Below are 20,329 nucleotides of genomic sequence, written 5' to 3'. Positions count from 1 at the left end.
CAATTGATTTCCACTTCTCAAGAGGCAAACGAGCGTCTTTTTCTCTTCGCAGAACCTCGCGTTCCTGACCCAACGAGCGAGACAGCGATCCCGGCTCGATTTGCCGCCCACGCCACTCCAGAAATCCTCCATGCGATCGAGACCACGGCGCTACGGTATGCCGGGCATGGTGCGCTGCGTCGCGCAGGGCTTTCAGTCACTGATTGGGCGCTCCTTTACCGGGCCAATATCGAAGTCGAGAGCGCATACAATCCGGCTGCACGTAGCCCTGTCGGTGCCATAGGCCTTGGCCAGCTTATGCCGGATACCGCCCGCGATCTCGGCGTCGACCCACATGACATTGCGCAGAACCTCGACGGATCAGCCCGCTACTTGCTGATGATGCTCGACCAGTTCGGCGAGGGCTCTCTGGCCCTTGCGGCGTACAACGCTGGCCCTGAGGCGGTCACACGCCACGGCGGCATCCCCCCCTTTCGAGAAACCCAAGGGCATGTGGCCCGTGTGACTGCCGTGTTTGAGCGGCTCAGAGGAGATCTTTCATGACATCGAGGAAACGTCAAAGCGTGCTCCGCACGCGGGCGATCACCGCGTCCGGCGCGATGGCCCTTATAGTGCTGGCGGGTCCAGCGCTTGCGCAGAGCATTGACCTCTCGCCGGTGCAGACCCTGCTTCAAGGCATTGTCGATGCGATCACCGGTCCCTTGGGGATCGTGATCGGAACGCTTGCGCTGATCGGGGTGTTCCTTTCCTGGCTCTTTGGCATCCTCGACTTTCGTCAGGCGCTCTGGGTCGTGGTTGCAATCGCCGGCATCGCCGCAGCACCCACCATCGTCGCCGCCATCTGGACCACCTGAGCTCCATCCATGGCTGACCAGTCCCGCGTGTTCATCGGTCTTCTCAGGCCACCCAAGCTGATGGGCTTGCCGATCATGTACGCAATGGTCTGGCTCTTCGGCTCGACGCTTCTGTTCCTCTGGGTGCAGAGCTGGGTGGTGGCTGTGTTCGCGGGGCTGGCCTGGCCGGCGCTTTGGAAAGCCGCGGACTGGGATCCGAACTTCCTCGATGTCCTGGTGATCACCCTGCAGGAAACCCCGCCCACGACGAACCGCAAGCTGCACGGAGGCGACAGCTATGCCCCGTGATGGAATTGCCGATGAGGTTGAGAACGCCATCGATCCGCTGACCGCGCTACCCGCATGGGTCAAGGGCGAGAAGCGGCTCTCAATGATGCTGCCTTATGTGAGCCTCGTGAACGACCGAACGATCCGGACACGCGGCAACGAGCTGATGCAATGCATCCGCCTCGAAGGGGTGAACAGCACCACGAGCGAGGACGGGCATCTCGACCGGATCGGAGGGTTGCTGGCTGGCATCGTCGCGCAGGTCGGGACCGAGTTCTCATTCTACCTGCACAAGGTCTCGAAAGCGGTCGACGTGACCCTGCCGCCCATTCCGGGTGAGGGGTTTTCTGCCGCCGTCGACAAACGATGGCACGCGCATCTCGGCCGCGCGGGCTTGCGCGACAAGACGCTGACCCTGACGGTGCTGAAGCGACCTGAGACCGGCAGCCGCTTGCCGTTAGGACTTGGGGCGTCTCGCTCGCGACATGCGGCCGACACCACCCGCCGCTTGCGCAAGCTCGACGAGGTCGTGGGGTTTCTGCTGTCCTCCTTCGACGAGTTGAAGCCCCGCTTGATGGCCGCCAGCAGCGGCAAGCTTCTGGGCTTCCTCGGTTCACTCAACACAGGCGAGGAGCACCCGCTCTTCCCCCGGTCGCGCCTCGGTGTGATCGCCGAGGACGTCGCAAATACCCGCGTCACCTTCCGCGGCACGACCATCGCACTCTCGGACGGTGCCGTCGGCGACAAGCTCGGGGCGATCTTTGCGGTGAAGAACTACCCCGCCAAGACCGATAGCCTGATGCTCGACGAGTTGAACTTGCCCGTCGACATGGTGGTCACGCACTCTTTTGTGCCGATCAACGCCAACATCATGGCGGGCCGGATCAAGCGGCAGCTGCGGCTAATGCAGGCCGCCAATGACGGAGCCGTCAGTCTCGCCCAGGAACTGGAACTCGCGCAGGACGATCTGGAATCCAAACGCCTGATCTTCGGCGAGCACCACATGACCGTGGCCGTCTATGCCCGCACCCAGACGGCGCTTGACGATATCGCGGCCGAAATCCGCAACATCTCCGCCACTTCCGGGATCAACCTGATCTCGGAAGCCTTCGGGGCGCGGGCGCATTTCATGGCGCAGCATCCCGGGAACACAGGGGCGCGCAGCCGCAAGGCCGCAATCACGAACCACAACTTCGCCGATCTCGCTACCTTCCACCGCACCCCGCTCGGAAAGACAGGGCGGGAAGTCCCCTGGGGCGTGCCGATCACGCTCTTTCCGACACCCGAGCGCAGTGGTTTTCGCTTCAACTTCCACGAACAGGGCGCGCCGGATCGCGAGCCCACGGGAGGCCACACGCTGATCCTCGGCCGTCCCGGCTCCGGCAAATCCGTCCTGGCGGCTTTCCTGATGACCATGGCACGGCGGGCAGGTGCGCGGGTCTTTGTATTCGACTATCGCGCGGGCATGGAGATGGCCGTCCGCGCGCTCGGCGGCAGCTATTCGACCGTGCGGGCCGGACGGCCCACGGGCCTCAATCCGCTCCAGACCGAGATCGACGCCCGCGGGCAGGCCTGGCTTGCCGACTGGCTTGCAAGTCTTCTCGAACGCCGCGACCGGCCTCTGACCCCGGTGCAGACCAACCGACTGCAGGAGGTCGTACGCCAGAACGCGAGCGCAGGACATGCGGGCCTACGGAACTGGTCGGATTTCGCCTCGCTGCTGGTCTCGACCGATGACGAGGGCGATCTCTTCGAGCGTATGCAGGAATGGACCGCCGAGGGTCGCTACGGCTGGATCTTCGGGGCCAATGCCGAGGACAGTTTCAGCATCGATGGAGACGTCGCGGGCTTTGACCTCACCGGCATCCTCGATTCCGAGAGCGAGCGGGAACGCATGGCGGTCCTGTCCTACCTCTTCCGCCGGGTCGAGCGGGTGATCGAGGACCGCAAGCCCACCATCATCGTCATCGACGAGGCATGGAAAGCCCTCGACAACGCCTACTTCGCGGAGCGACTCAGCAACTGGCTGGTGACCGCCCGCAAGCAGAACGCCGTCGTCGTGATGATGACGCAATATGCCAGCCAGCTCGAGCGCACGCGCACCGGCAAGACCATCGTGGAAGCGGTGCCGACGCAGGTGCTCTTGCCCAATATTCGTGCTTCCGCCGCTGACTACGCGATGCTCGGCCTGACCGAGAAAGAGCTCGACGTGCTTCTGGGCGTCGGCTCGGCCTCGCGGCTCGCGCTTGTACGCGACGACCGTGGTTCCGTCGTGATCGATGCCGATCTCAGCGCGCTCGGCCCGCTCGTGACCATCCTTGGCGGAATGGAGAAGGGCGAAGCGCTTGTCGGCGCCGATTATCGCGAACGTCCTGATTTCTGGAGAGTGACATGACCCGTACCATCATTCGCAGCGTCGCGCTGCTCGGGCTCGGCCTGACCCTGACAGCCTGTGCGCAGCATAACCCCCCGCAAGCCAACTGCTTCAATTTTCGCGAGGCTCCTGCGCAGGCAGGAACCGCCACCGCCACGATCTCGACCATGGGGGCGGAGGTCACGCGCCGCGACACGGCCTGCGATTTCGTCCTCTTGGGGGCGGGCGGCTGAGCCAATGCGGACCTGGCTTCCTCTCTCGATGATCGGCTTTGCACTGGCAGGTCCCACGGCGGGGCCAGCGGTCGCCCAAGGCGTGCCGACCTTCGATCCGCGCCTCTTCGCAGAGCGGCAGGCCATCCTTGAGCAGACCGATCGGGACCTGACACTGCAGCAGGGCCGGCTAAGCCGCGAGGAGGAACTGGCCGAAATCGAGCGCCAGCAACTCGCCTCCCTCGAAGGGCTGATGGATGCCATGTCGCTTGGCGCTGGAGACGTGGCCGGAACCGTGGCGGGGCTCGAGGCGGGGCAGGGGGCGGTAGACGACGTCGAAAGCGCCGCCGCCAGTCTTTATGCGCCCGAGGACACCAATCCAGCGGCAGCGCGGATGTTCGGCGATGCCAGGGAGGGGATCGAGGAGCTGATCATCCGCGCAGCACGCGACACCCATAGTCTGTCCGGGGTCGGCCGCGCAGGTCTTTCGCTCGTGCAATGGCGCTGTCTCTTGCAGGCGCTGATCTGGCAGGAAAGTCGTTTCCAGATCGGGGCACGCTCACCCGTGGGGGCCTTCGGACTTACCCAGATCATGCCCGGTACCGCGGGCGATCTCGGGATCTACCCGGCCTATTACGACGATCCCTATCTGCAGGTCACCGGCGGTGCGCGATACCTCGCACAAATGCTGAACATGTTCGATGGCAACATTATCCATGCGCTAGCCGCCTATAACGCCGGTCCTGGCAATGTGCAGGATTATGGCGGTGTGCCGCCTTTCGCGGAAACCCAGCATTATGTCGTGGTGATCCCGCAGCAGTACAACAGCTACCTCGCGGCTGTAGGCGGCATCGATGCGCTCGGCACCATCGACCCTGTGCTCCTCGCCAACGCGAGTTTCAGCCTCTCGGCCCACGGCGCAGGGGTCTATGGCGACTATTCGCTGGTCTCGGTCCGTGCCGCCGCCCTGCGGGTTCAGGACATCATCACCCGCATTGGTGAGACCGAGGATCTCCACGAGGCCATCGCGCTCAACACCTATGCCCGGGCCGAACTGGCCCGGCTGGTAGCAATCCGGACCCGGATCAAGGCCGCCCGAACCGAGCCACTCAGTGCCGAGCAGATCGCCTTGGCGGCAGCGCAAGCTGCCGAACGGCAATACATGGATTTTAGTCAGGAGGATTTGCGTTGAACCTGCGCCTGCCCCGTTCCCTTTTCGCCGGTAGCATCGCTCTCGCGCTTGCCCTCAATGTCACCGGACCTGTCGCGGCACAGGGTGTGCCCACGGTGGACACTCAGAACATTGCTCAGGAAATCCGCCAGCTTCAACAGATGCTGCAGGATTTCGGGATCCAGACCGATCTTCTGGACAATGCGTTGGAGCAACTGGACATGCTGCAAAGCCAACTCGATCAGCTGAACGAGATGTATGCCTCGCTCACCGGGCCGCGCAGCATCCTCGGACTTGCCATGGGCGGGGACCTCGATACCTTGCTTGAGGCCAACTTCGAAGACATCCCCGGCCTGATCCGAGGCATCCAGGCGGGCGATTGGAGCGCGCTCATCGGGCCCAATGCCGGGCCCATGCGCACGCAGATGGAACAGGCGCTGGCAAGCGCCGGGTTCGACGAGGATTCACTCCGCGAGATCGCCACCAGCGGCAATCCGGGCGCCGAAGGCGTGGCCACGCGGGCAACCACAGGTGCTGTGATGTCGGCGGCGGCGCAGAACAGCCACGCAGAGGCGGAACAGTCTCTCGAACGGGTGGAACGTCTGGTCGAGATGATCCCGGACATGGAGGATCTCAAAGCCTCGATGGATCATAACACCCGCGTCACGGCGGAACTCGCCATCGCCATGACCCGGATGTGGGAGCTGGAAGCGATCCAAACCCTAGGCGCAGGCAATGCAGGCGTGGTTGACGCCGCCACCGTTGCCGAAGAACGCCGCTACATGGACTTCACCTTGCCGGACCTTGAGCCATGAGTAGGGCAGGGGTGATGACTGCGCGCGAGCTCGTGGAAGAGGAACTTGTCTACGGTGCCCTGCGCCGGGAACAGCTTTGGCGGATGATCGGCATTTCCGGGGCAGGCTTCGGCGTATTCGGCTGTTTGACGGCTGCGGCTGTCGCGCTGATGGTCGAGACGCCGCCTCCCGTGGTTGTGCCCTACGATCCCGCGACCGGGATGGCGCTCCCCAATGCCACGGTTGAAACCGTGTCGCTCGCCGAACGGCCTGCCGTGATCGAAGCGCAAATCTACCGCTACATTTTCGACCGCGAAACCTACAACCAGCTCGACAACGATCTTCGTGTCCGCCGTGTCCTGGCACAGTCTTCCGGATCGGCCGAGGCCAGCATGCGCGCGATGTGGACATCGGGGCAGGACAGCTATCCGCCGACGCGTTACGGGGCTGCGGCCGAGATGGCTGTCGAGATCGCATCGATCACCCTTATTGGCGATAACCGCGCCCAGGTGCGGCTCAGAAAGCGCCTGACCAGCCCTCAGGGGGTACAGGATGGATCGTTCACTGCCACGTTGATGTTCGAATTCCGGCCCGAGCGGACCCGCGCGATCGACGATGTCTGGCAAAACCCTTTCGGTTTCACCGTCACCCAATATGCCATCCGATCGGAACGTTCCGAATGACTAGCACTCCAATCTTTACCTTGTTGGCCGCCAGTTTTCTCACGTTCGCGGGATCGACTGCCTTGGCCGAGACCACGCCCCGCCCAGGTTCTCATGACAACCGCGTGCGCGTAGCGACCTGGACTGAAGGCCAGGTTTACCGTGTCGTCACGACTCTGACCCGCGTCACCACGGTCGAATTCGGTGAGGGTGAAACCATCCGTTCGATCATCGCCGGCGATACGGTCGGATTTCAATTCGACGGTGTCCCGGGTGGCCGTGCCTTCGCCATCAAGCCAACAGCATCTGGCGTCGCCACCAACATCACCGTCTACACCAACCGCCGCTCCTACTACTTCCACGTCGTCGAAGCCCGGGAGACGCCGCATTATGTCGTGCAGTTCCGCTATCCTGAAAACCGCGTGCAACCCACCAGGGCGGTTGCGGCCGATGCGCCGAACGCGAACTATGCGGTCAGTGCCCGAGAAGAGTTCACGCCGACGGCCATCTGGGATGATGGTACCTTCACGTATTTCCGGTTCGCACGGAATGCGCCGGTGCCCGCCATCTTCCGATATTCGAACGGCAGGGAACGCGCGGTGAACAGCCAGGCATTGAGTGACGGCGTCATCCGCGTGTCCGGCGTCAACCGGCAATGGGTCCTTCGCCTTGGCGAAGAGGTGATTTGCGTCCAGGACGCAGGACAGGCCACATCATGACCGAAGGTACGGAAGACCTCGCCGCGCGCCTCGCGGCTCTCGAAGGTTCGACAGGCAAAGCGAAGGCAAACAAGCGGCCTGCACCGCTTGCCGCGATCCTTGGAGTCGTCGGCATCGCCGCAGCAGGTGGTCTGGCGTGGGCTGCCCTACAGCCGTCGGCAGAAGCACCAATGGCGACCGCCGCGCCGGAAGAGTTTCAGAGCAGCGGCCCCGGATTCGGAGATCTGGCGCCGATTTCTGCCCCGGAGCCCAGCCAAGCCCCGCCTGCGGACACAGGTCCGAGCGAGTCGGAACTCGCGCTGATGGAAAGTCTTGCGACATTGAGAGCGGAACTCGAGGAACTGCGCGCAAGACCGGCCGAGGCCGCGGATAGCGGGGCGGAGCAGGCGATTGCGGACCTGACGGCGCAAATTGCCACCTTACAGGAAGCATCCGCCGAGGCTCAGCGTGCCCTCGAGCGGCAGCTGACCGAGCGGGACCGCGAATTGGATCAGCTCCGCATGGACTTGGAACTTGCACGGCTTGCACCACCAGAGCCGACCTCATTGGGACCAAGTGAAGAAGAATTGCGGCTGGCCGAACTCGAAAGGCGGCGCGCAGCCGAAGCTGAGGCCCGCGCAGAGCGTATCGCGTCTCCTATGATCGCGTTCTCCGGGATGGGCGCGGGTGCGGATAGGGAGAACACGCTGGAAGCCGCACGTTTGAATGCAGATGAAGCCTTTGTTCGTTCGGGCGCACAACCTGCGCAGGTGACACGTGCCGAAGTGATCGCGAACCCATCGAACACGGTTGTTCAGGGCACCATGATTCAGGCTCTGACAGAGACGGCCCTCGACAGCACACTGCCCGGCGCGATCCGCGCCATCGTTTCGGAAGACGTCCATTCTTTCGATGGAACGCGTATCCTGATCCCGCGCGGCGCGCGGCTGATCGGGCGCTACCGCTCCGATGTCGCACTTGCCCAATCGCGCGTCATGGTGGCCTGGGACCGGATCATCCTTCCCGATAATCAGACCGTTCAGATTAGCGCCTTCGGTGGAGACGAACTCGGCCGTACTGGCACCACCGGGTTTGTCGACACCCGTTTCGCACAACGCTTCGGCTCCGCCGCGCTGATCTCCTTGATCGGCGCCCTGCCTGCGGCTGCAGCGGGTCAAATCGACAGCGAGGCGGCGGCCGATGTTGCAAGCGATGTCGGCACGGACCTGCGCGATAGTACGCAAAGCGTGATGCAGGACTATCTGGCGATCCGGCCGGTGATACATGTCGACCAGGGTACACGGATCACGGTCATGGTTGATCGTGACCTCGAGATTTTCTGACATGGCTGCAAGTTATCTGGAAGCGTCGCTCGACCGTTTCGGTCCCGAGGTCCTGCGCGACGACACGATCGAGATCTGCATCAATCCCGACGGACAAGTCTGGGGCGAATTCCAGGGCGATCACTTCATGCGAGGTCTCGGCAGCCCGCTGAGCCAGACCGAGATCAAGGACCTCGGCAACCAGATCGCCTCGGCCGCCTCGACGACGCTCAGCACGAAGAAGCCCATTGTCTCGGTCTCGATCCTATATCGAGATCGCCCGATCCGCGCGCAGGTGATCCAGCCGCCGGCAGTCGAGGGCGGGTTTTCAATATCGTTGCGGTTCTTCTCCTCCCTGCCGCTGGAGGCAATCCGGCTCGGCTTCCTCTTTGGAAAGGAGCGCAGCCTCGAAGGTCTGCGGCGCGAACGAAACGCCGCGCTGCGCGATGTGGTGAGGTCCGGCGACATCGACGCCGCGCTGCGCTTCTGCGTCGAGAACAAGCTCAACATGATCGTTTCGGGCGGTACATCGACCGGCAAGACGGTCGCGGCGCGCAAGATCCTTTCGCTGATCGCGCCCGAAGAGCGGATCATCACTATCGAGGAGGCGGCCGAGCTGCGCCCCGAGCAGCCCAATGCCGTGACGTTGATCGCGGACCGGGACACGGATGCCCGCAGTGCCGATGTGCTCTTGGCCTCAACGCTTCGCATGCGACCTGACCGGATCGTCCTAGGCGAAGTCCGCGGGCGCGAGGCGATGACGTTTCTCGAGGCAATCAATACCGGCCACGGTGGATCGCTGACTACGCTCCATGCCGAGACCCCACAACTTGCTGTTCGTCGCCTCGCCATCGCCGCCCTGAAAACGGATGTGCCGATGACCTATGCCGACATGATCGATTACATCGAAGGCTCGATCGACGTGATCATTCAGGCAGGCCGCCATGAAGGCGCGCGCGGAATAACCGAATTCTTCCTCCCGGGTGAAACCACAGATTTGAACCTCGACACGGTCGACGGCAGAGGCAACAAGAGCCCTTCCGTTGCCGCTGAGTAAAAAAGGACCCCCCCAGATGCGAAAACCAGTTCTCGCACTCATGCTTGCCGCCTTGGCGGGCCCCCTTGTGGCGCAGACTTCGCCTCAGGTCTCAAACGATCTCACAGTCGATATGTCGCCGCAACAATACCGGATCTGCAACGATCGTCCGGCGCGACCGACCTGGATGGACGAAATCAATCCGCGGGAAGCCTACAAGGCGCTGACGCTGATGGACCTTTACGAACTGCGAGCATGGGAACAGATCGTCGAAACAGGTAGCTGCAACTGCGATATCCGCTTTCCATCCTGGGAAGGTGCCTCGGAAGAATTCAACGAAAGGTACCTCATGGCCTCCGCTGCAGAACACACAGCAGCGCAGCGGAACATCAGGCAGCAGCGCAATGATCTGCGCTACGCAGTACAGGACCTCTGTGAAGCACAAGGCAACTGGTAATGAGCGTCGTCAGCTGGATGGTCGAAACCGCTGACGGTTTCCTTGTCGATGCAGCCGAGTCCCAGTTCGGGGCCGTGGCGAGCAATACCGGCACGATCGTCCTGCTGATGGTCACGCTTTCGCTAATCGGCGTCTGCATCAACATGGCATTCCAGTTCCGCAGCATGGATGGGGCAAGTTTCTTCTGGTACCTGATCAAGCTCACACTGATAGGCCTCTTCGCCTTCAACTGGGCCAACTTTAATGCGGTTGCGAATGCCGTCATCGGTGGGCTCGATTATGTAGCGGGCGCGCTGGTGTCGTCCGTTGGCGGGGGTGGCGCAGGCGCAACCCATTTCGCGGGAGAGTTCGACAACCTGATCGAGCGCTTCGCGACATATCTGAACGCGATCGGCAGCAATCTGAACTGGATGACAGGCGCGATCCTGGGTGGGATCGGCCTGGTGCTCCTCAGCCTCCTTGGCTTCATGACCGGCATCGTCCTCATCTTCGCCAAGATGATGCTGACCCTGATGCTGGGCCTCGCTCCGATCATGATCGCGCTGTCGCTCTTCGACGCAACCAAGGATTTCTTCCACAGATGGGTCTCGACGACGATCAGCTACGCCTTTTACCCCATCGTCATCGCAGCCATGTTTTCGACCGTCGTCGGCATGGCGAATTCGCTCTTGGCCCAGCTCGGTGATCCTAACTCAGCCACTAATATCGGCTCGCTGGTGCCGTTCTTCGTGATGGTGTTCCTGGCGAAGGGTTTCGTCGCGGCAACGCCCCTGATCGTGCGGGGGATCTCTGGAAACCTGATGGTGGCTGCGGCACCCGCTGTGGTCTCTGGCTCGGCCGGGATCATGCGGGGGATCTTCAATACCGACGGCGTGAAGGGCAGGTCGCGGATCGGCGCATTGAGCACCGGGGAGGTGATTGGGCGAGGAGTTGTGCAGAGTCCAGCTGCTGTAAGGGCAGCTGCAAAAACCGCCAGCGCTCAGTTGAACAGGATATCACAAAGGGCGAAGAGATTAGTCCAATGAGGGATCTAGGCGATTTTAAAAAGCAATGTCAGTCACTTATAACCTGCCATGTGCAGCACATGTTCATGTTTCGATCGCGTGATTTCGTGTCTCGTCGCGCTCTTTGGCAATCAACCTTTGTATGCAAGTTCCGTGACGATCATATGCTCAACAGGCCAGTGAATTGATCTCGCCTTCGCGCTGAAAGGCCACGCATTGATAGTGGAAAGAAAGAGGCCGATTTGAGCGGTGTGAACTGCAACGGGTTTCCGATAGGGTAAAACTCTCAGAGGATGACCCTTATGGAATCGAAAAAGAAGCACACCCCGACATACACGGCCGAGTTCCGCGAGCGCGCCGTCCTCTTTCTCGCGACGATCTGACTGAGCAGCTACGCGGCCGGCGCTTCTGACGTCGCCAACTTCGGGGCGTCTCCGCCCGTCGTCGAGTACAGCTGGAAGTTCCAAGCTCGGGCGGCCGAGGAGCTGGCTTTGATCCCAGGGGGACCGGCGATCGCGGAGATTGTGGTGGACTACGCTTTGATGCGAGAGCGGGCGAGGATGTGTGGCGGGACCTGATCGTTGGAGTTCCGGCTGGTGTCATCCAGCCGCGAGAACCACGGGCCGAGTCGGGGTAAGCATCATCGCATACCTCACCAGCCCGGCCGTCACACCCGGCCTGTGATCAGCGTTCACCATATCCAATAGCAGCGGACTCAACCTGTCATCCGCTAGCAGACTTACAAATCTGCACAGGAGAGTCCTTTAGGAATTGTGTACCATTGAGCGTGCCTCGTGGCCCCGCCGGTTGGCAGCTCGTTCTGCGAAGTCATCAGCACTTCACTTAGCCTTCTTTTCTTACTATTCTAGGCTCGGGAGGCCTGCTCCGTGGGACGATTATTGACGGCTAAGATGGCAGCGACGCGAGACGCCGCCAGTAGGGTGTAGCGGCAGTACCTGAGAGCACTGGATCTGGCCTAGGAAAGGATTTGATCTTGAGTGAACTTTACACCCGCGCCGATGATTTTTCATTTCAAATCATGGCCAAAGGTTCCTCGCGGTTCTTCGTGCGCGTGACATCTCCCAAGTCTAGCAAGACACCGATCATTTTCTCGGACTTCATCCTGAATCCCGACGATGACTACCGCGCCATTGAAGCCTTGCATCTTCTCAAGGGACAGGGTTTCCCGCTCGCACCCGCTATGAAGCTAGTGTTTCAGGACATTCACCCCTCTTATAGTGATGAGAGCGACCGTTCCGAATTGGTGAGACGGCATGATCAGATTGTGGCCGTGGTGAAAGACTATGCTGCGCAAGCAGGTCTATCGGTTGAAAATACCCTCCTTGATCCCAAGGCTGGGAAATTTGAAACAGTCGTGTTATTTGAATGACGGCAAACAGGGGCGCCACGGGGATGGTCGCAACCAATATTTCGGCGTATCTTTTCAGCTCAGGACCTCATGCAGGAACATCTTTGACTGGTAGTTCAATTTGAAGGGTGAGGAATGAGAAAAGTATTAATTTTGGGGCGCATGGTTCCGAGCTACAACGAAAGCCTTGCTCGGAGCGATGACACGATCACGACCGCGAAGATCGTGTCAGATGCGATCGACAGACTTCGCGTCGCTGGAGAGATTGTCGATACCGAGTACAGCGTTAAAGCGCCCGTCCTTCAGGGTGGCCGCCTGTTCTCGGGGTTCATGGATGAGCTCTTGGGATCGGACCTTGTTATCTTCAATTTGACCGACGTTTCCGCCAATGTTGCCTACGAGTTTGGCATTGTTCAATCCTTGGGTAGACCTTATTTCTTCATTTGCTCTGGAAGCGAACTGCCGGCCTATTTCCAAGGTGAAATTGGGATTCTCAACTTCCGAAACGTCGAGGAGTTTGATACCGAAGCGGCGTCGCATATCGAGCTCTACAACTTCTTGCAGGATTGTTTCTCCGCCAGGGTGACGCCCTTGCGTTTCTCCCGAACCCAGATTTCCGAGTATTTCGATGGCCTTGCTCTCAGTGACGTGTCTGCCGCATCCGGCCTGGCTGCGGGCTACTTCAGAAACAGCCTTCGCAGGTTTGAACGAACGAATGGTTTTTTCGGCAGGAAGTGTAGCGGAATGCTCCGTCCCGCGGGACAAGACCGCATTGAGTTTGAAGAAAAAATTCCCGAAATGTACGTTGCTGTGGAGCCGCCCTCACGTCTGACAGGTTCTTACGTAAGGGACTTTGAGCTTGTTGAGGGCAGCCTGGACGAGTTGGGTTTTGCCCTAGTAGACTTCCACATCAACAGGGGTAAGGACGAAGCTGACTTCCGGAATTTTGGCGGCCACATTCTCGCCAAACGCGAACAGGGACAGATCGTCGAGCCTCGAGGATTGGTTGTTCTTGAAGTGCCTACGTTCCTGTATGCCCTGCAATATTCCGCAATCTATAGCGCATTCTTTAGGTCGGACCTGAATGAAGAAGAACTAGAGCGCCGGAGCACGATGGAGGAAGAACTCTTCGATGCCATGATCCTGCGCGTCAAGAGATCCATAGATTTCTACTATCGGCATGACAAGGAGGTTCCTAACGTCTCGCGGCGTTTCAAGTGGACCACGATTGAGTCGCTTCCGAACCTCTTGGCTGAAATCGGTGCTCAGTATCTTTGATTGGCCTGCTGTCTGTTTAGTGGACGCGAAGACAAAGTCATGACCATGGAACTGAAGAATGGATATGATAAGGCAGAGATTTAGCCTGAAGTTCAAGTTCGGGGCGCTTAAGCTAGCAATCGAGCGAGGCGTCTCGATTGCTCAATTCTGCCGGGAACTGGAACGGGCAGTGAGTGTCTTGCGCTCTTGGATGCGTGAAGCCGCGTTGGCGCTGGTACGGGTGGCCGCAGGGGGCATGGGGGCGACGTCATGAGCCGGCGCCCTGCCCGCCGTGGTATGCCGCGTGACTGGAGCGGCAGACTGCTGATCGCGGCCGCGACCCTAAGCTTTCTCTTTGGTGTGCTAGGATTTCATACTGCCGGAGTCTCAGACCCCTGGGAGGTCGCCTACCTGTCCTTTCAGCTCTTCTTCATGAACTTTGTAACGAACATTGGTGGCGTAGAGCTGCAGATGAACCCTTTCCTTCAGGCAGCACGCTTCGGTGCGCTGATCACGGCGGTTTGGGCGATCCTGAAGGCATTCTTCCCTACGGTGCGCCAGAACATCCGCCGCTGGTTGCGCCTACGGGGCAAAGCCTGTGCCGTGATCCTCGGCTACGGTCCGGTGGGACAGGCCATCGGGGCGGCGCTCTGGCGGCAGGACGGCGGCATCCGGCGTGTGACTGCGGTGCATCCCGCCGTGACGCCCGAACTGACCGCGCGGGCGCGGATGGACGGCGTTCTGCTAATCGAGGGCGACCCGTCCGACCCGCGCGTTTTTGACCGTGTCTATGCTGGAAAGGCCGAACGAATTTATGTTAGCGACACTGACGATTTGAGGGCCATCGACACGGCGGTGGCCGTTCGCCGGCACTTGCCCAGCCCTGAGCGGGATATCCGCGTGGTGCTGAACGACAGCGCCGTGGCCGCCCAGATCGCCGAAGCAACGGTTGCCGGGTTCCTCGGCGCGCCCAACCTGCGCTGGTTCTCGATCGCCGATGAGGTCGCGCGGCTTATGATCGCCGACGCCCGATTCGACCGCTTCGCTCTTGAAAGCGGGGCAGAGCGGATGCACCTTGCCATCGTCGGGTGCGGCAGCCAAGGCGAGGCGATCGCGGTCGAAGCGCTGCTGACGGCCTGGCGCGTCGGGCTTGGGCCGCCAAAGATCACCTTCCTCGATCGCGCTCCTTCTGCAATTGAGGCCCGGATGCGCAGCCGCATCCCAGCCTGGTTCACTCAGCCGGAAGGGGGCGCACTCTATCCCGCTGCACGACCCGATTTCGAGTTCCTGCCTTGCTATGCAGAGACGCTCGACTTCGCGCACGATCCGCGCATAGACGGGTTGCGCGCGCGCGTTTCGGGCTGGGTCTTTGCGACGGGAGATGACGCACTGAACCTGCGGGCGAGCCTTGCGCTCCATCGCGCCATAGCCGCCTGCCATATCGACCCCGCGCCGATCTACATTCGTACCCCCACTGGTCACGTCGAAGACGCGCCAGACCTCTCGGCCAACCCGCTTGGCTTCGCGCATACCTTTGGGTCCATAGACAGCGTAATCGCTCGATCGCCTCTCATTGACGAGGACCCTGATGCTTTCCCCAGGACTCTGCATTCGGAGTATCTCAAAGCCGAGCATGAGATGTTCGGACGGCAGTCCGAGGACTGGCGGAGCCTGCCCGAGACTAAGCGCGAGGCCAATCGAGCGCTCTTCCGCCATGCGGTGATGAAAATCGAGGACTTCGGCGCGGTTGCTGTGATTGGTGCCGATGGTGTGCCTAGAACCCACCCCCGGCTGGCCGCGACGCTGCGAGCGGTCGACGAAAACCTCGCATATGATCGGATCGACCAAGAGTCGGACATTCAGGCTTGGTTGAAGGACCGCACGAGCCTCGTTGAGGTGGACAAAGATACCGCTCTCCTGATCCGCGACGCAGCCATTTGTGAGCACAACCGTTGGACCACGGAGCGTGCGCTCGCGCAGTTCTTGCCAACCGCGCGTCCAGACCGCAGGATGCGCAACGACGTTCGGCGGCTTCACAACAATATGCATGACTGGTTCGAACTCGGCGACGCCGAGACCCGCCGCTACGACGTGGTCATGCTGCGCGCACTTCTCTCCCAGCGGATCGAGGCGACGCACCTCTTACTCAAGAAGGCACGAGTTCGAACGGTATTTCTCGCTGTTAATAGTGAAGCTGGGACGTGTGTAGCTCACGTGGCCGGAAACGGGACGTTGCGTGGCGACGTCTCCGAACTGCGCTTACACCTGAACGCACGCACAGCACCCAATGAGCCCGCAGATCTCGTGTCGGTGGTAATGAGGTGCCTTGCGCCGCATATCGACAGACAAAGGCATCTACCGCCCGCGCGCATCCGCTTCGACTTCACCAAGCAACCGAACGAGCGAATTCTAGCCCTTGCAAACCTCGTAGCCGACGAACTGCGGCGGAAACTTCCCGACACGACGCTAATCGAAGGATTCTGGAACTGGCGGGCAGCGGGAAGTCCGGTAGTAGGTGTTGTCGGTCACCGTGACCTTTCGGCTTTCGGAGGCAACACCCCGGTCACCGAACGGCTCAGGCAGGTTTTCATGGACCTAGTGATCGAGAAGGGCGTAGACCAGTTGGTGACCGGATACGCGCTCGGCGCTGATCAAGCGGCGGTGGAGGCGTGGGCAACGCTAGGACTGCCAAATCCTGTACTACTGTTCCCTTTTGCGGGCTACGGTGACGACGGAAAACGGGTGCTCTTCACAGAAAATCCGTCAGCTGCGACAGCTCAGACCACTATTGAAGAGGAGGACATCAAAAAGATTACGGATCGATCCATGCTGACGATCTGTGACGGCCACATCGGGCAAGCTGGCGAACTGTTACGCCGTACGAATGTGGTAGTGTTCGTGATCGACCGTGGCGGAGCGGCTCGTGCGGGCGGCACGTTGGACACATTAAGACGCGCAGGAGAGATTCAGCGCGAAATCATACTGATTGAGCCGCGCCCTTGAAGCGACGGTCTCGTTTGGCAACCCTCACAACGCGGGTCGCATACATACCAGCTTAGAGCCATCTGTAGCGGAAATCCACTCGCCGTTTCTTGACCAAAAAACGGCACTCACCGGACCATCAAGAAACTGATAGCTCGCAAGTTTGTCCAAGCTTCTAAGTGAAACCAATGAAATGACGCCTTCCCGGTGCCCAACCACAGCAAGCTCTCCATAGCTGGGTGCATCTGCACTTACACAATGCACCTCGAGCCTACTTGTCTCCAATTCCGCTAAGTCATTGCGTCGATAGCGCGAAATCTGCCCGTTTACAGTCAGGGTCACGAGATTACCAAAACCATCGTCCTCAATAATCGCACAGATCGCGCCCTTTTGTTGCTGAGCTAATGCGACCACTTTCGACTCCGAGTCAATTTTGTAAAGATGACCCTCGTAATCACCCACGAACAAATCACCATCGATGAAGCGCAAAGCTCGCACGCTGTCGGCATCTGGTAAAGCAATTCGACAAATCAATTCATGCCACCTGAGGCACCAAATCAAAACAGTACCATTATCTAGCCCAAACGCAACGCGTTCGGATGCGTTGTCCAAAGAGACCACTCTAAATGGGGGAATTTCATCTACTAATTGGCCAGTCGGCCCAGCGATGGAAAAAATAACCGTCTTGTCCCGATATTCTTCCGGATCTTTACCAGTCCCGGCGTCCTCCTCTTCAGCAATATTTACATCATAGCCCTGCGTTGTTGAGTCAAGCCCATTCACCCTTCCTATTCCAATAGTGTGGTCGTACGTATTACCAAACGGATCGCGTGTGCCAAGAACGCTTCGAAGCACAATCTCCTTTGAGCCAGCTATAGCGATAATTCCGGCCTTTTCCGAAACATCCATGTCATTTACGGAGATATTGAAATCTACAGATCGGATCTTTCGTCCGCGATCAGTTTCGAGCTCAAGCAAGCGCCCCTCTTTGCACAAAACAATCAAGGCAGCCCCCTTATCTCGTCCGATGATTGATGAGGCCGGTGTATCAAGCGTTATGGACCAGTCAACGGAAAGCTCCATACGCTCTTTCGAGATGCATGCTGGGGATATCTCAAGAATCCGATCCAGTTCGGAGGCTACGCGCAATGCGACTGATGCATGTTTCCGAAACTCTGATGCGAGAACTTTAACCTCGTTTACGCGCGTACGTTTTGTAAGCAGTTCATTTAACGAGCGCAGTATGTCCTCCTGTTCTTCTAGTGTGAGCACTGCCATTCGCAATCGCCTTGATATCTCGACGAGAGGCATCGCAGGAAGCTGTGGCGAGTCTGGTTCGGGAATGGGCGCCGGATGCGGTGGCGGTATCCCCAACAACGCCTTTGCAACTTCTTTGCGGTGACCATAATCAGCGCTCAGGAAAGAGATTACGTGGCGGTCCGCCAACATCGGGTGAACGACCTCCATTTCAGCAAGCGAGATGGGAAGGATCACTTTCCTTAATGCAACGGCGTAATCGAATTCAGTTCTACAAATTTCGGACGTAAGCGAATCGCCTGAAGCGCAAAACACAAAAACGTCGCAGTTTCGGATCGCTGATATAATTTCCGCCCACCAGTTTTGACCTCCTCCAATCTCTCGGTCAATCCATATAGAGTAGCCTAGAAGCTCGATTTCTGCTGCAAGCGAAAATGCTAGCTCCGTGTCAGAACGTGAATAGCTAAGGAATACGTTTTTCAAAACGTCCTCTCAGGCCAAAAATGAATGGCGTCAGCCAGCTGCGATGCCAGTACCTTTGGCGGAAGACGTTCTGCCTTTATTGCGTCGATTCGGGCTGGGGCGACCTGGCCCAACCGCAGCTTGATTTCCTGGACCAAATCATACTCAGCGGGCAAAAAGCCGATGAACAGAACGTCTACGTCGCTTGCAGCATCAGCCTCTCCACGTGCCCATGACCCAACTAGTGCAAGGCCGTGATACGCGTTGAGTTTCTCGCGAGGCAGAGAACCTTGGAGATCAAAAACGAGCATGGAGGGCGAATGCGTTTGTGGCATTTCCTAATGATTAGCTTCGATCAGCAACGCTGAAAGCCGCGCGATCCGGTTCAACGGTCTGGTCATACTGACACCCTACACCTAACCAATATCGTTCCATTTTTGCAATAGTCGGAAATCAATACCTGTAGGTCTGATTGAACTAGAGTATTGAGGCGCGCCTGCACCTCGAAGCAGCCCGAGATACCGCAGCGCGAAGCACCCAGACCATGCCAGGGGTCAGCCCGGTGAGGGCGATGGTCGCTTTCGCCCCACCTTTGGAAACCTTCCATTGTGGCCGCGACTTTGTTGCCTGGCTCGCTCTGGTGCCGAAGCAGCATTCCACAGGCGGCAAACCCCGGTTTGGGCGAACATCGAAGATGAGTCAGCGTGACTTCAACGCGGTGGGCCGCAGTTGTGTGCTGACTGTGTGTATTATCGTAGGTTCGGCGTGACATCGTCGAGAATATGGCCGCCATGAATCACCCATGGGCTTCGATGATCGTCCGCGTTGTTTGCACTGCCGCGGCAAGTTGGGTCGTGTTCACCTCCTTTAGCCCCAGCCCAGCCAGATCGAAGGACAGCCGATCTGACCCTGCGCGACCCGCGGCGGCCCGTGCAGCCCTCCCTCGCGCCCGGCCCGGCGGCACAGGCTTGGGATCAAGCGTGGGAGATTGAGCCGCTTTGGGCAGCGCGTTCGCCTCAGACCCCTGCGCACCTGCAGCCGCCCGAACCTCCTGCAATTCCAGCTTCAGCTTCTCCACGGTCTCACGGGTCTCGGACATCTGCCGATCTCGCCGCACGCCTTCCTCGTCCGGATACGGGAAGCTTCCCGATTGACCGGCGTGCAGAACCTTCAACACCGGGTCCTCGAAATACTTCACCCTTCTTGCCCGGATCGGCATCTGCGCGTCGATCACAAGGATGACCTCGTCGAGGTCCATGCGCCGGGCCTCATCCTCGGTCAGGAGCGGGGTATCTTCTGTCCTCTCCGAGACGCTGCGCCCTTCGAATGGATTGCGCCCGACGGCACGAGAGCGGGTCACCACACGCTTGGTGGTCTTGCCGACGGCCTGGCTCAATTCCTCGATGGTCTTCTGCTCGGACGGGGTGAGGTAGAGCTTTACCCCGGCGCCGCCCTGCAGCGACCTGCGGGTGTTTTCGCCATAGATCTCGTCCAGCGCCGGGATCGTCTGGGTCACGATGGCGAGGTTACCGCCGAAGGAGCGCAGGGTCTTTATGCTTTCGGCGACGATTGGCATTTTCCCGAGCCGGTCAAACTCGTCGAGCATGATCATCACCGGCCAAGGCTCATCATCGCCGGGTTCCTGTGCTTGCAGCGAGGCAATCAGGTCCGAAAAGAAGAGGCGGATCAGCGGGGCAAGCGGGCGGATCATCTCGGATTCGACCACAAGATAGATAGCATGTGGGCGGCGGCGGATATCCCGGAATGAGAAGTCAGAGGTCGCGGTGGCCGCGTCAATCGCGCGGTTGTCCCAAGTGTCGAGGCCCGATGTCATCAGGAGGGAGAGGTAGGAAGTGAGGGTGTCGTTGTTGGTCGATGCCATACGCTCGAAGATCAGTTTGGCCGACTTGTTCTTCACCTCCTGCGAGCGCTTCAGATACTCCTTCTGCTTGTCGCCGCCCGAGGCGGTGATGCGGTAGATCTCGCCGATGGTCGGCACACCGCGCTCGAAGGCCAGAAGCCCGGCCGCCACGAAGAGGTCGATACCCCCGGCCAAAAGCCCGCTCAGCTTTTCATTGTCGGTCTGCAGGAAGAGCTTCGCGGTGAGTTTAAGCTCCATCTGGGGTCTGATGCCGGAGGGGGCAGAATAGT

The 20,329-nt window shown here is 59.8% G+C and carries 20 protein-coding genes and 1 pseudogene; 18 read left to right on the top strand and 3 right to left on the bottom strand.

Going from position 1 to position 20,329, the window contains the following annotated elements:
* Positions 1–3 precede the first annotated feature (3 nt).
* From DL1_RS19230 to DL1_RS19150, 17 genes are all read left to right on the top strand, one after another.
* The gene (locus DL1_RS19230) at positions 4–543 is read left to right on the top strand and encodes a lytic transglycosylase domain-containing protein (RefSeq protein ID WP_038069549.1); all 540 of its coding nucleotides are present in this window, start codon (positions 4–6) and stop codon (positions 541–543) included.
* Entirely contained in the window at positions 540–854 is a 315-nt protein-coding gene (locus DL1_RS19225) for a TrbC/VirB2 family protein (protein ID WP_051693698.1), read from the top strand. The genes DL1_RS19230 and DL1_RS19225 overlap by 4 nt, the downstream gene beginning before the upstream one ends.
* A 9-nt stretch (positions 855–863) precedes the next feature.
* Positions 864–1,142 (top strand): VirB3 family type IV secretion system protein, encoded by a 279-nt coding sequence (locus DL1_RS19220; protein WP_009574151.1) that lies wholly within the window; start codon positions 864–866, stop codon positions 1,140–1,142.
* A complete protein-coding gene (locus DL1_RS19215; RefSeq protein ID WP_038069543.1) occupies positions 1,132–3,516 on the top strand; it encodes a VirB4 family type IV secretion/conjugal transfer ATPase in 2,385 nt (794 codons plus the stop codon). Before DL1_RS19220 ends, DL1_RS19215 begins: the two co-directional genes overlap by 11 nt.
* Positions 3,513–3,728 carry a hypothetical protein gene (locus tag DL1_RS19210; protein WP_038069540.1) on the top strand — a complete coding sequence of 72 codons (216 nt, stop codon included), beginning with the start codon at positions 3,513–3,515 and terminating at the stop codon, positions 3,726–3,728. Before DL1_RS19215 ends, DL1_RS19210 begins: the two co-directional genes overlap by 4 nt.
* A 4-nt stretch (positions 3,729–3,732) precedes the next feature.
* The gene (locus tag DL1_RS19205) at positions 3,733–4,899 is read left to right on the top strand and encodes a lytic transglycosylase domain-containing protein (RefSeq protein ID WP_038069538.1); all 1,167 of its coding nucleotides are present in this window, start codon (positions 3,733–3,735) and stop codon (positions 4,897–4,899) included.
* Positions 4,896–5,693 (top strand): type IV secretion system protein, encoded by a 798-nt coding sequence (locus DL1_RS19200; protein ID WP_028095516.1) that lies wholly within the window; start codon positions 4,896–4,898, stop codon positions 5,691–5,693. Before DL1_RS19205 ends, DL1_RS19200 begins: the two co-directional genes overlap by 4 nt.
* Positions 5,694–5,707: 14 nt before the next feature.
* Positions 5,708–6,355, top strand: coding sequence for a VirB8 family type IV secretion system protein (locus DL1_RS19195; protein WP_038069536.1), 648 nt, complete (start codon positions 5,708–5,710; stop codon positions 6,353–6,355).
* The gene (locus tag DL1_RS19190) at positions 6,352–7,053 is read left to right on the top strand and encodes a TrbG/VirB9 family P-type conjugative transfer protein (RefSeq protein WP_149917079.1); all 702 of its coding nucleotides are present in this window, start codon (positions 6,352–6,354) and stop codon (positions 7,051–7,053) included. Before DL1_RS19195 ends, DL1_RS19190 begins: the two co-directional genes overlap by 4 nt.
* The gene (locus tag DL1_RS19185; RefSeq protein ID WP_038069533.1) at positions 7,050–8,375 is read left to right on the top strand and encodes a TraB/TrbI/VirB10 family type IV secretion system protein; all 1,326 of its coding nucleotides are present in this window, start codon (positions 7,050–7,052) and stop codon (positions 8,373–8,375) included. The genes DL1_RS19190 and DL1_RS19185 overlap by 4 nt, the downstream gene beginning before the upstream one ends.
* Position 8,376: 1 nt before the next feature.
* The gene (locus DL1_RS19180) at positions 8,377–9,411 is read left to right on the top strand and encodes an ATPase, T2SS/T4P/T4SS family (protein WP_038069531.1); all 1,035 of its coding nucleotides are present in this window, start codon (positions 8,377–8,379) and stop codon (positions 9,409–9,411) included.
* Positions 9,412–9,427: 16 nt separating this feature from the next.
* The gene (locus DL1_RS19175) at positions 9,428–9,847 is read left to right on the top strand and encodes a hypothetical protein (protein ID WP_038069528.1); all 420 of its coding nucleotides are present in this window, start codon (positions 9,428–9,430) and stop codon (positions 9,845–9,847) included.
* Positions 9,847–10,872: a TrbL/VirB6 family protein gene (locus tag DL1_RS19170; RefSeq protein WP_038069525.1), complete on the top strand. Its 1,026-nt coding sequence runs from the start codon at positions 9,847–9,849 to the stop codon at positions 10,870–10,872. The genes DL1_RS19175 and DL1_RS19170 overlap by 1 nt, the downstream gene beginning before the upstream one ends.
* Before the next feature lie 973 nt (positions 10,873–11,845).
* The gene (locus tag DL1_RS19165) at positions 11,846–12,241 is read left to right on the top strand and encodes a hypothetical protein (protein ID WP_143081773.1); all 396 of its coding nucleotides are present in this window, start codon (positions 11,846–11,848) and stop codon (positions 12,239–12,241) included.
* Positions 12,242–12,355: 114 nt separating this feature from the next.
* Positions 12,356–13,498 carry an STING domain-containing protein gene (locus DL1_RS19160; RefSeq protein ID WP_143081774.1) on the top strand — a complete coding sequence of 381 codons (1,143 nt, stop codon included), beginning with the start codon at positions 12,356–12,358 and terminating at the stop codon, positions 13,496–13,498.
* A 58-nt stretch (positions 13,499–13,556) separates the two neighbouring features.
* Positions 13,557–13,751 (top strand): transposase, encoded by a 195-nt coding sequence (locus tag DL1_RS22370; protein ID WP_038069517.1) that lies wholly within the window; start codon positions 13,557–13,559, stop codon positions 13,749–13,751.
* Positions 13,748–16,480: a hypothetical protein gene (locus DL1_RS19150; RefSeq protein ID WP_162178773.1), complete on the top strand. Its 2,733-nt coding sequence runs from the start codon at positions 13,748–13,750 to the stop codon at positions 16,478–16,480. Before DL1_RS22370 ends, DL1_RS19150 begins: the two co-directional genes overlap by 4 nt.
* Before the next feature lie 24 nt (positions 16,481–16,504).
* On the opposite strand, the gene DL1_RS19145 is transcribed toward DL1_RS19150, so the two are convergent.
* Positions 16,505–18,199, bottom strand: a complete 1,695-nt coding sequence (locus tag DL1_RS19145; protein WP_074855040.1) for a TIR domain-containing protein — start codon at positions 18,197–18,199, stop codon at positions 16,505–16,507.
* A complete protein-coding gene (locus tag DL1_RS22365; RefSeq protein WP_038069510.1) occupies positions 18,196–18,489 on the bottom strand; it encodes a nucleotidyltransferase domain-containing protein in 294 nt (97 codons plus the stop codon). Before DL1_RS22365 ends, DL1_RS19145 begins: the two co-directional genes overlap by 4 nt.
* Positions 18,490–18,719: 230 nt before the next feature.
* Here DL1_RS22365 and DL1_RS22155 point away from each other — a divergent pair.
* A pseudogene (locus DL1_RS22155) lies at positions 18,720–18,884 on the top strand (transposase); the annotation flags it as partial.
* Between the two features lie 90 nt (positions 18,885–18,974).
* Here DL1_RS22155 and DL1_RS19135 read toward each other — a convergent pair.
* On the bottom strand, positions 18,975–20,329 hold a 1,355-nt coding region (locus DL1_RS19135), incomplete at its 5' end, for a type IV secretory system conjugative DNA transfer family protein (RefSeq protein ID WP_038069551.1).

This window comes from Thioclava dalianensis, assembly GCF_000715505.1.
In the GTDB taxonomy this organism is placed as follows: domain Bacteria; phylum Pseudomonadota; class Alphaproteobacteria; order Rhodobacterales; family Rhodobacteraceae; genus Thioclava; species Thioclava dalianensis.
The sequence above is the reverse complement of the archived record's forward strand: the minus strand, read 5'-3'. Positions and strand labels throughout refer to the sequence as shown.

Coding starts and splice junctions, on each gene's coding strand:
- DL1_RS19225 (WP_051693698.1), top strand. CDS start 540: ATGACATCGAGGAAACGTCAAAGCGTGCTCCGCACGCGGGCGATCACC.
- DL1_RS19220 (WP_009574151.1), top strand. CDS start 864: ATGGCTGACCAGTCCCGCGTGTTCATCGGTCTTCTCAGGCCACCCAAG.
- DL1_RS19215 (WP_038069543.1), top strand. CDS start 1,132: ATGCCCCGTGATGGAATTGCCGATGAGGTTGAGAACGCCATCGATCCG.
- DL1_RS19210 (WP_038069540.1), top strand. CDS start 3,513: ATGACCCGTACCATCATTCGCAGCGTCGCGCTGCTCGGGCTCGGCCTG.
- DL1_RS19205 (WP_038069538.1), top strand. CDS start 3,733: ATGCGGACCTGGCTTCCTCTCTCGATGATCGGCTTTGCACTGGCAGGT.
- DL1_RS19195 (WP_038069536.1), top strand. CDS start 5,708: ATGACTGCGCGCGAGCTCGTGGAAGAGGAACTTGTCTACGGTGCCCTG.
- DL1_RS19190 (WP_149917079.1), top strand. CDS start 6,352: ATGACTAGCACTCCAATCTTTACCTTGTTGGCCGCCAGTTTTCTCACG.
- DL1_RS19185 (WP_038069533.1), top strand. CDS start 7,050: ATGACCGAAGGTACGGAAGACCTCGCCGCGCGCCTCGCGGCTCTCGAA.
- DL1_RS19180 (WP_038069531.1), top strand. CDS start 8,377: ATGGCTGCAAGTTATCTGGAAGCGTCGCTCGACCGTTTCGGTCCCGAG.
- DL1_RS19175 (WP_038069528.1), top strand. CDS start 9,428: ATGCGAAAACCAGTTCTCGCACTCATGCTTGCCGCCTTGGCGGGCCCC.
- DL1_RS19170 (WP_038069525.1), top strand. CDS start 9,847: ATGAGCGTCGTCAGCTGGATGGTCGAAACCGCTGACGGTTTCCTTGTC.
- DL1_RS19160 (WP_143081774.1), top strand. CDS start 12,356: ATGAGAAAAGTATTAATTTTGGGGCGCATGGTTCCGAGCTACAACGAA.
- DL1_RS22370 (WP_038069517.1), top strand. CDS start 13,557: ATGGATATGATAAGGCAGAGATTTAGCCTGAAGTTCAAGTTCGGGGCG.
- DL1_RS19150 (WP_162178773.1), top strand. CDS start 13,748: ATGAGCCGGCGCCCTGCCCGCCGTGGTATGCCGCGTGACTGGAGCGGC.
- DL1_RS22365 (WP_038069510.1), bottom strand. CDS start 18,489: ATGCTCGTTTTTGATCTCCAAGGTTCTCTGCCTCGCGAGAAACTCAAC.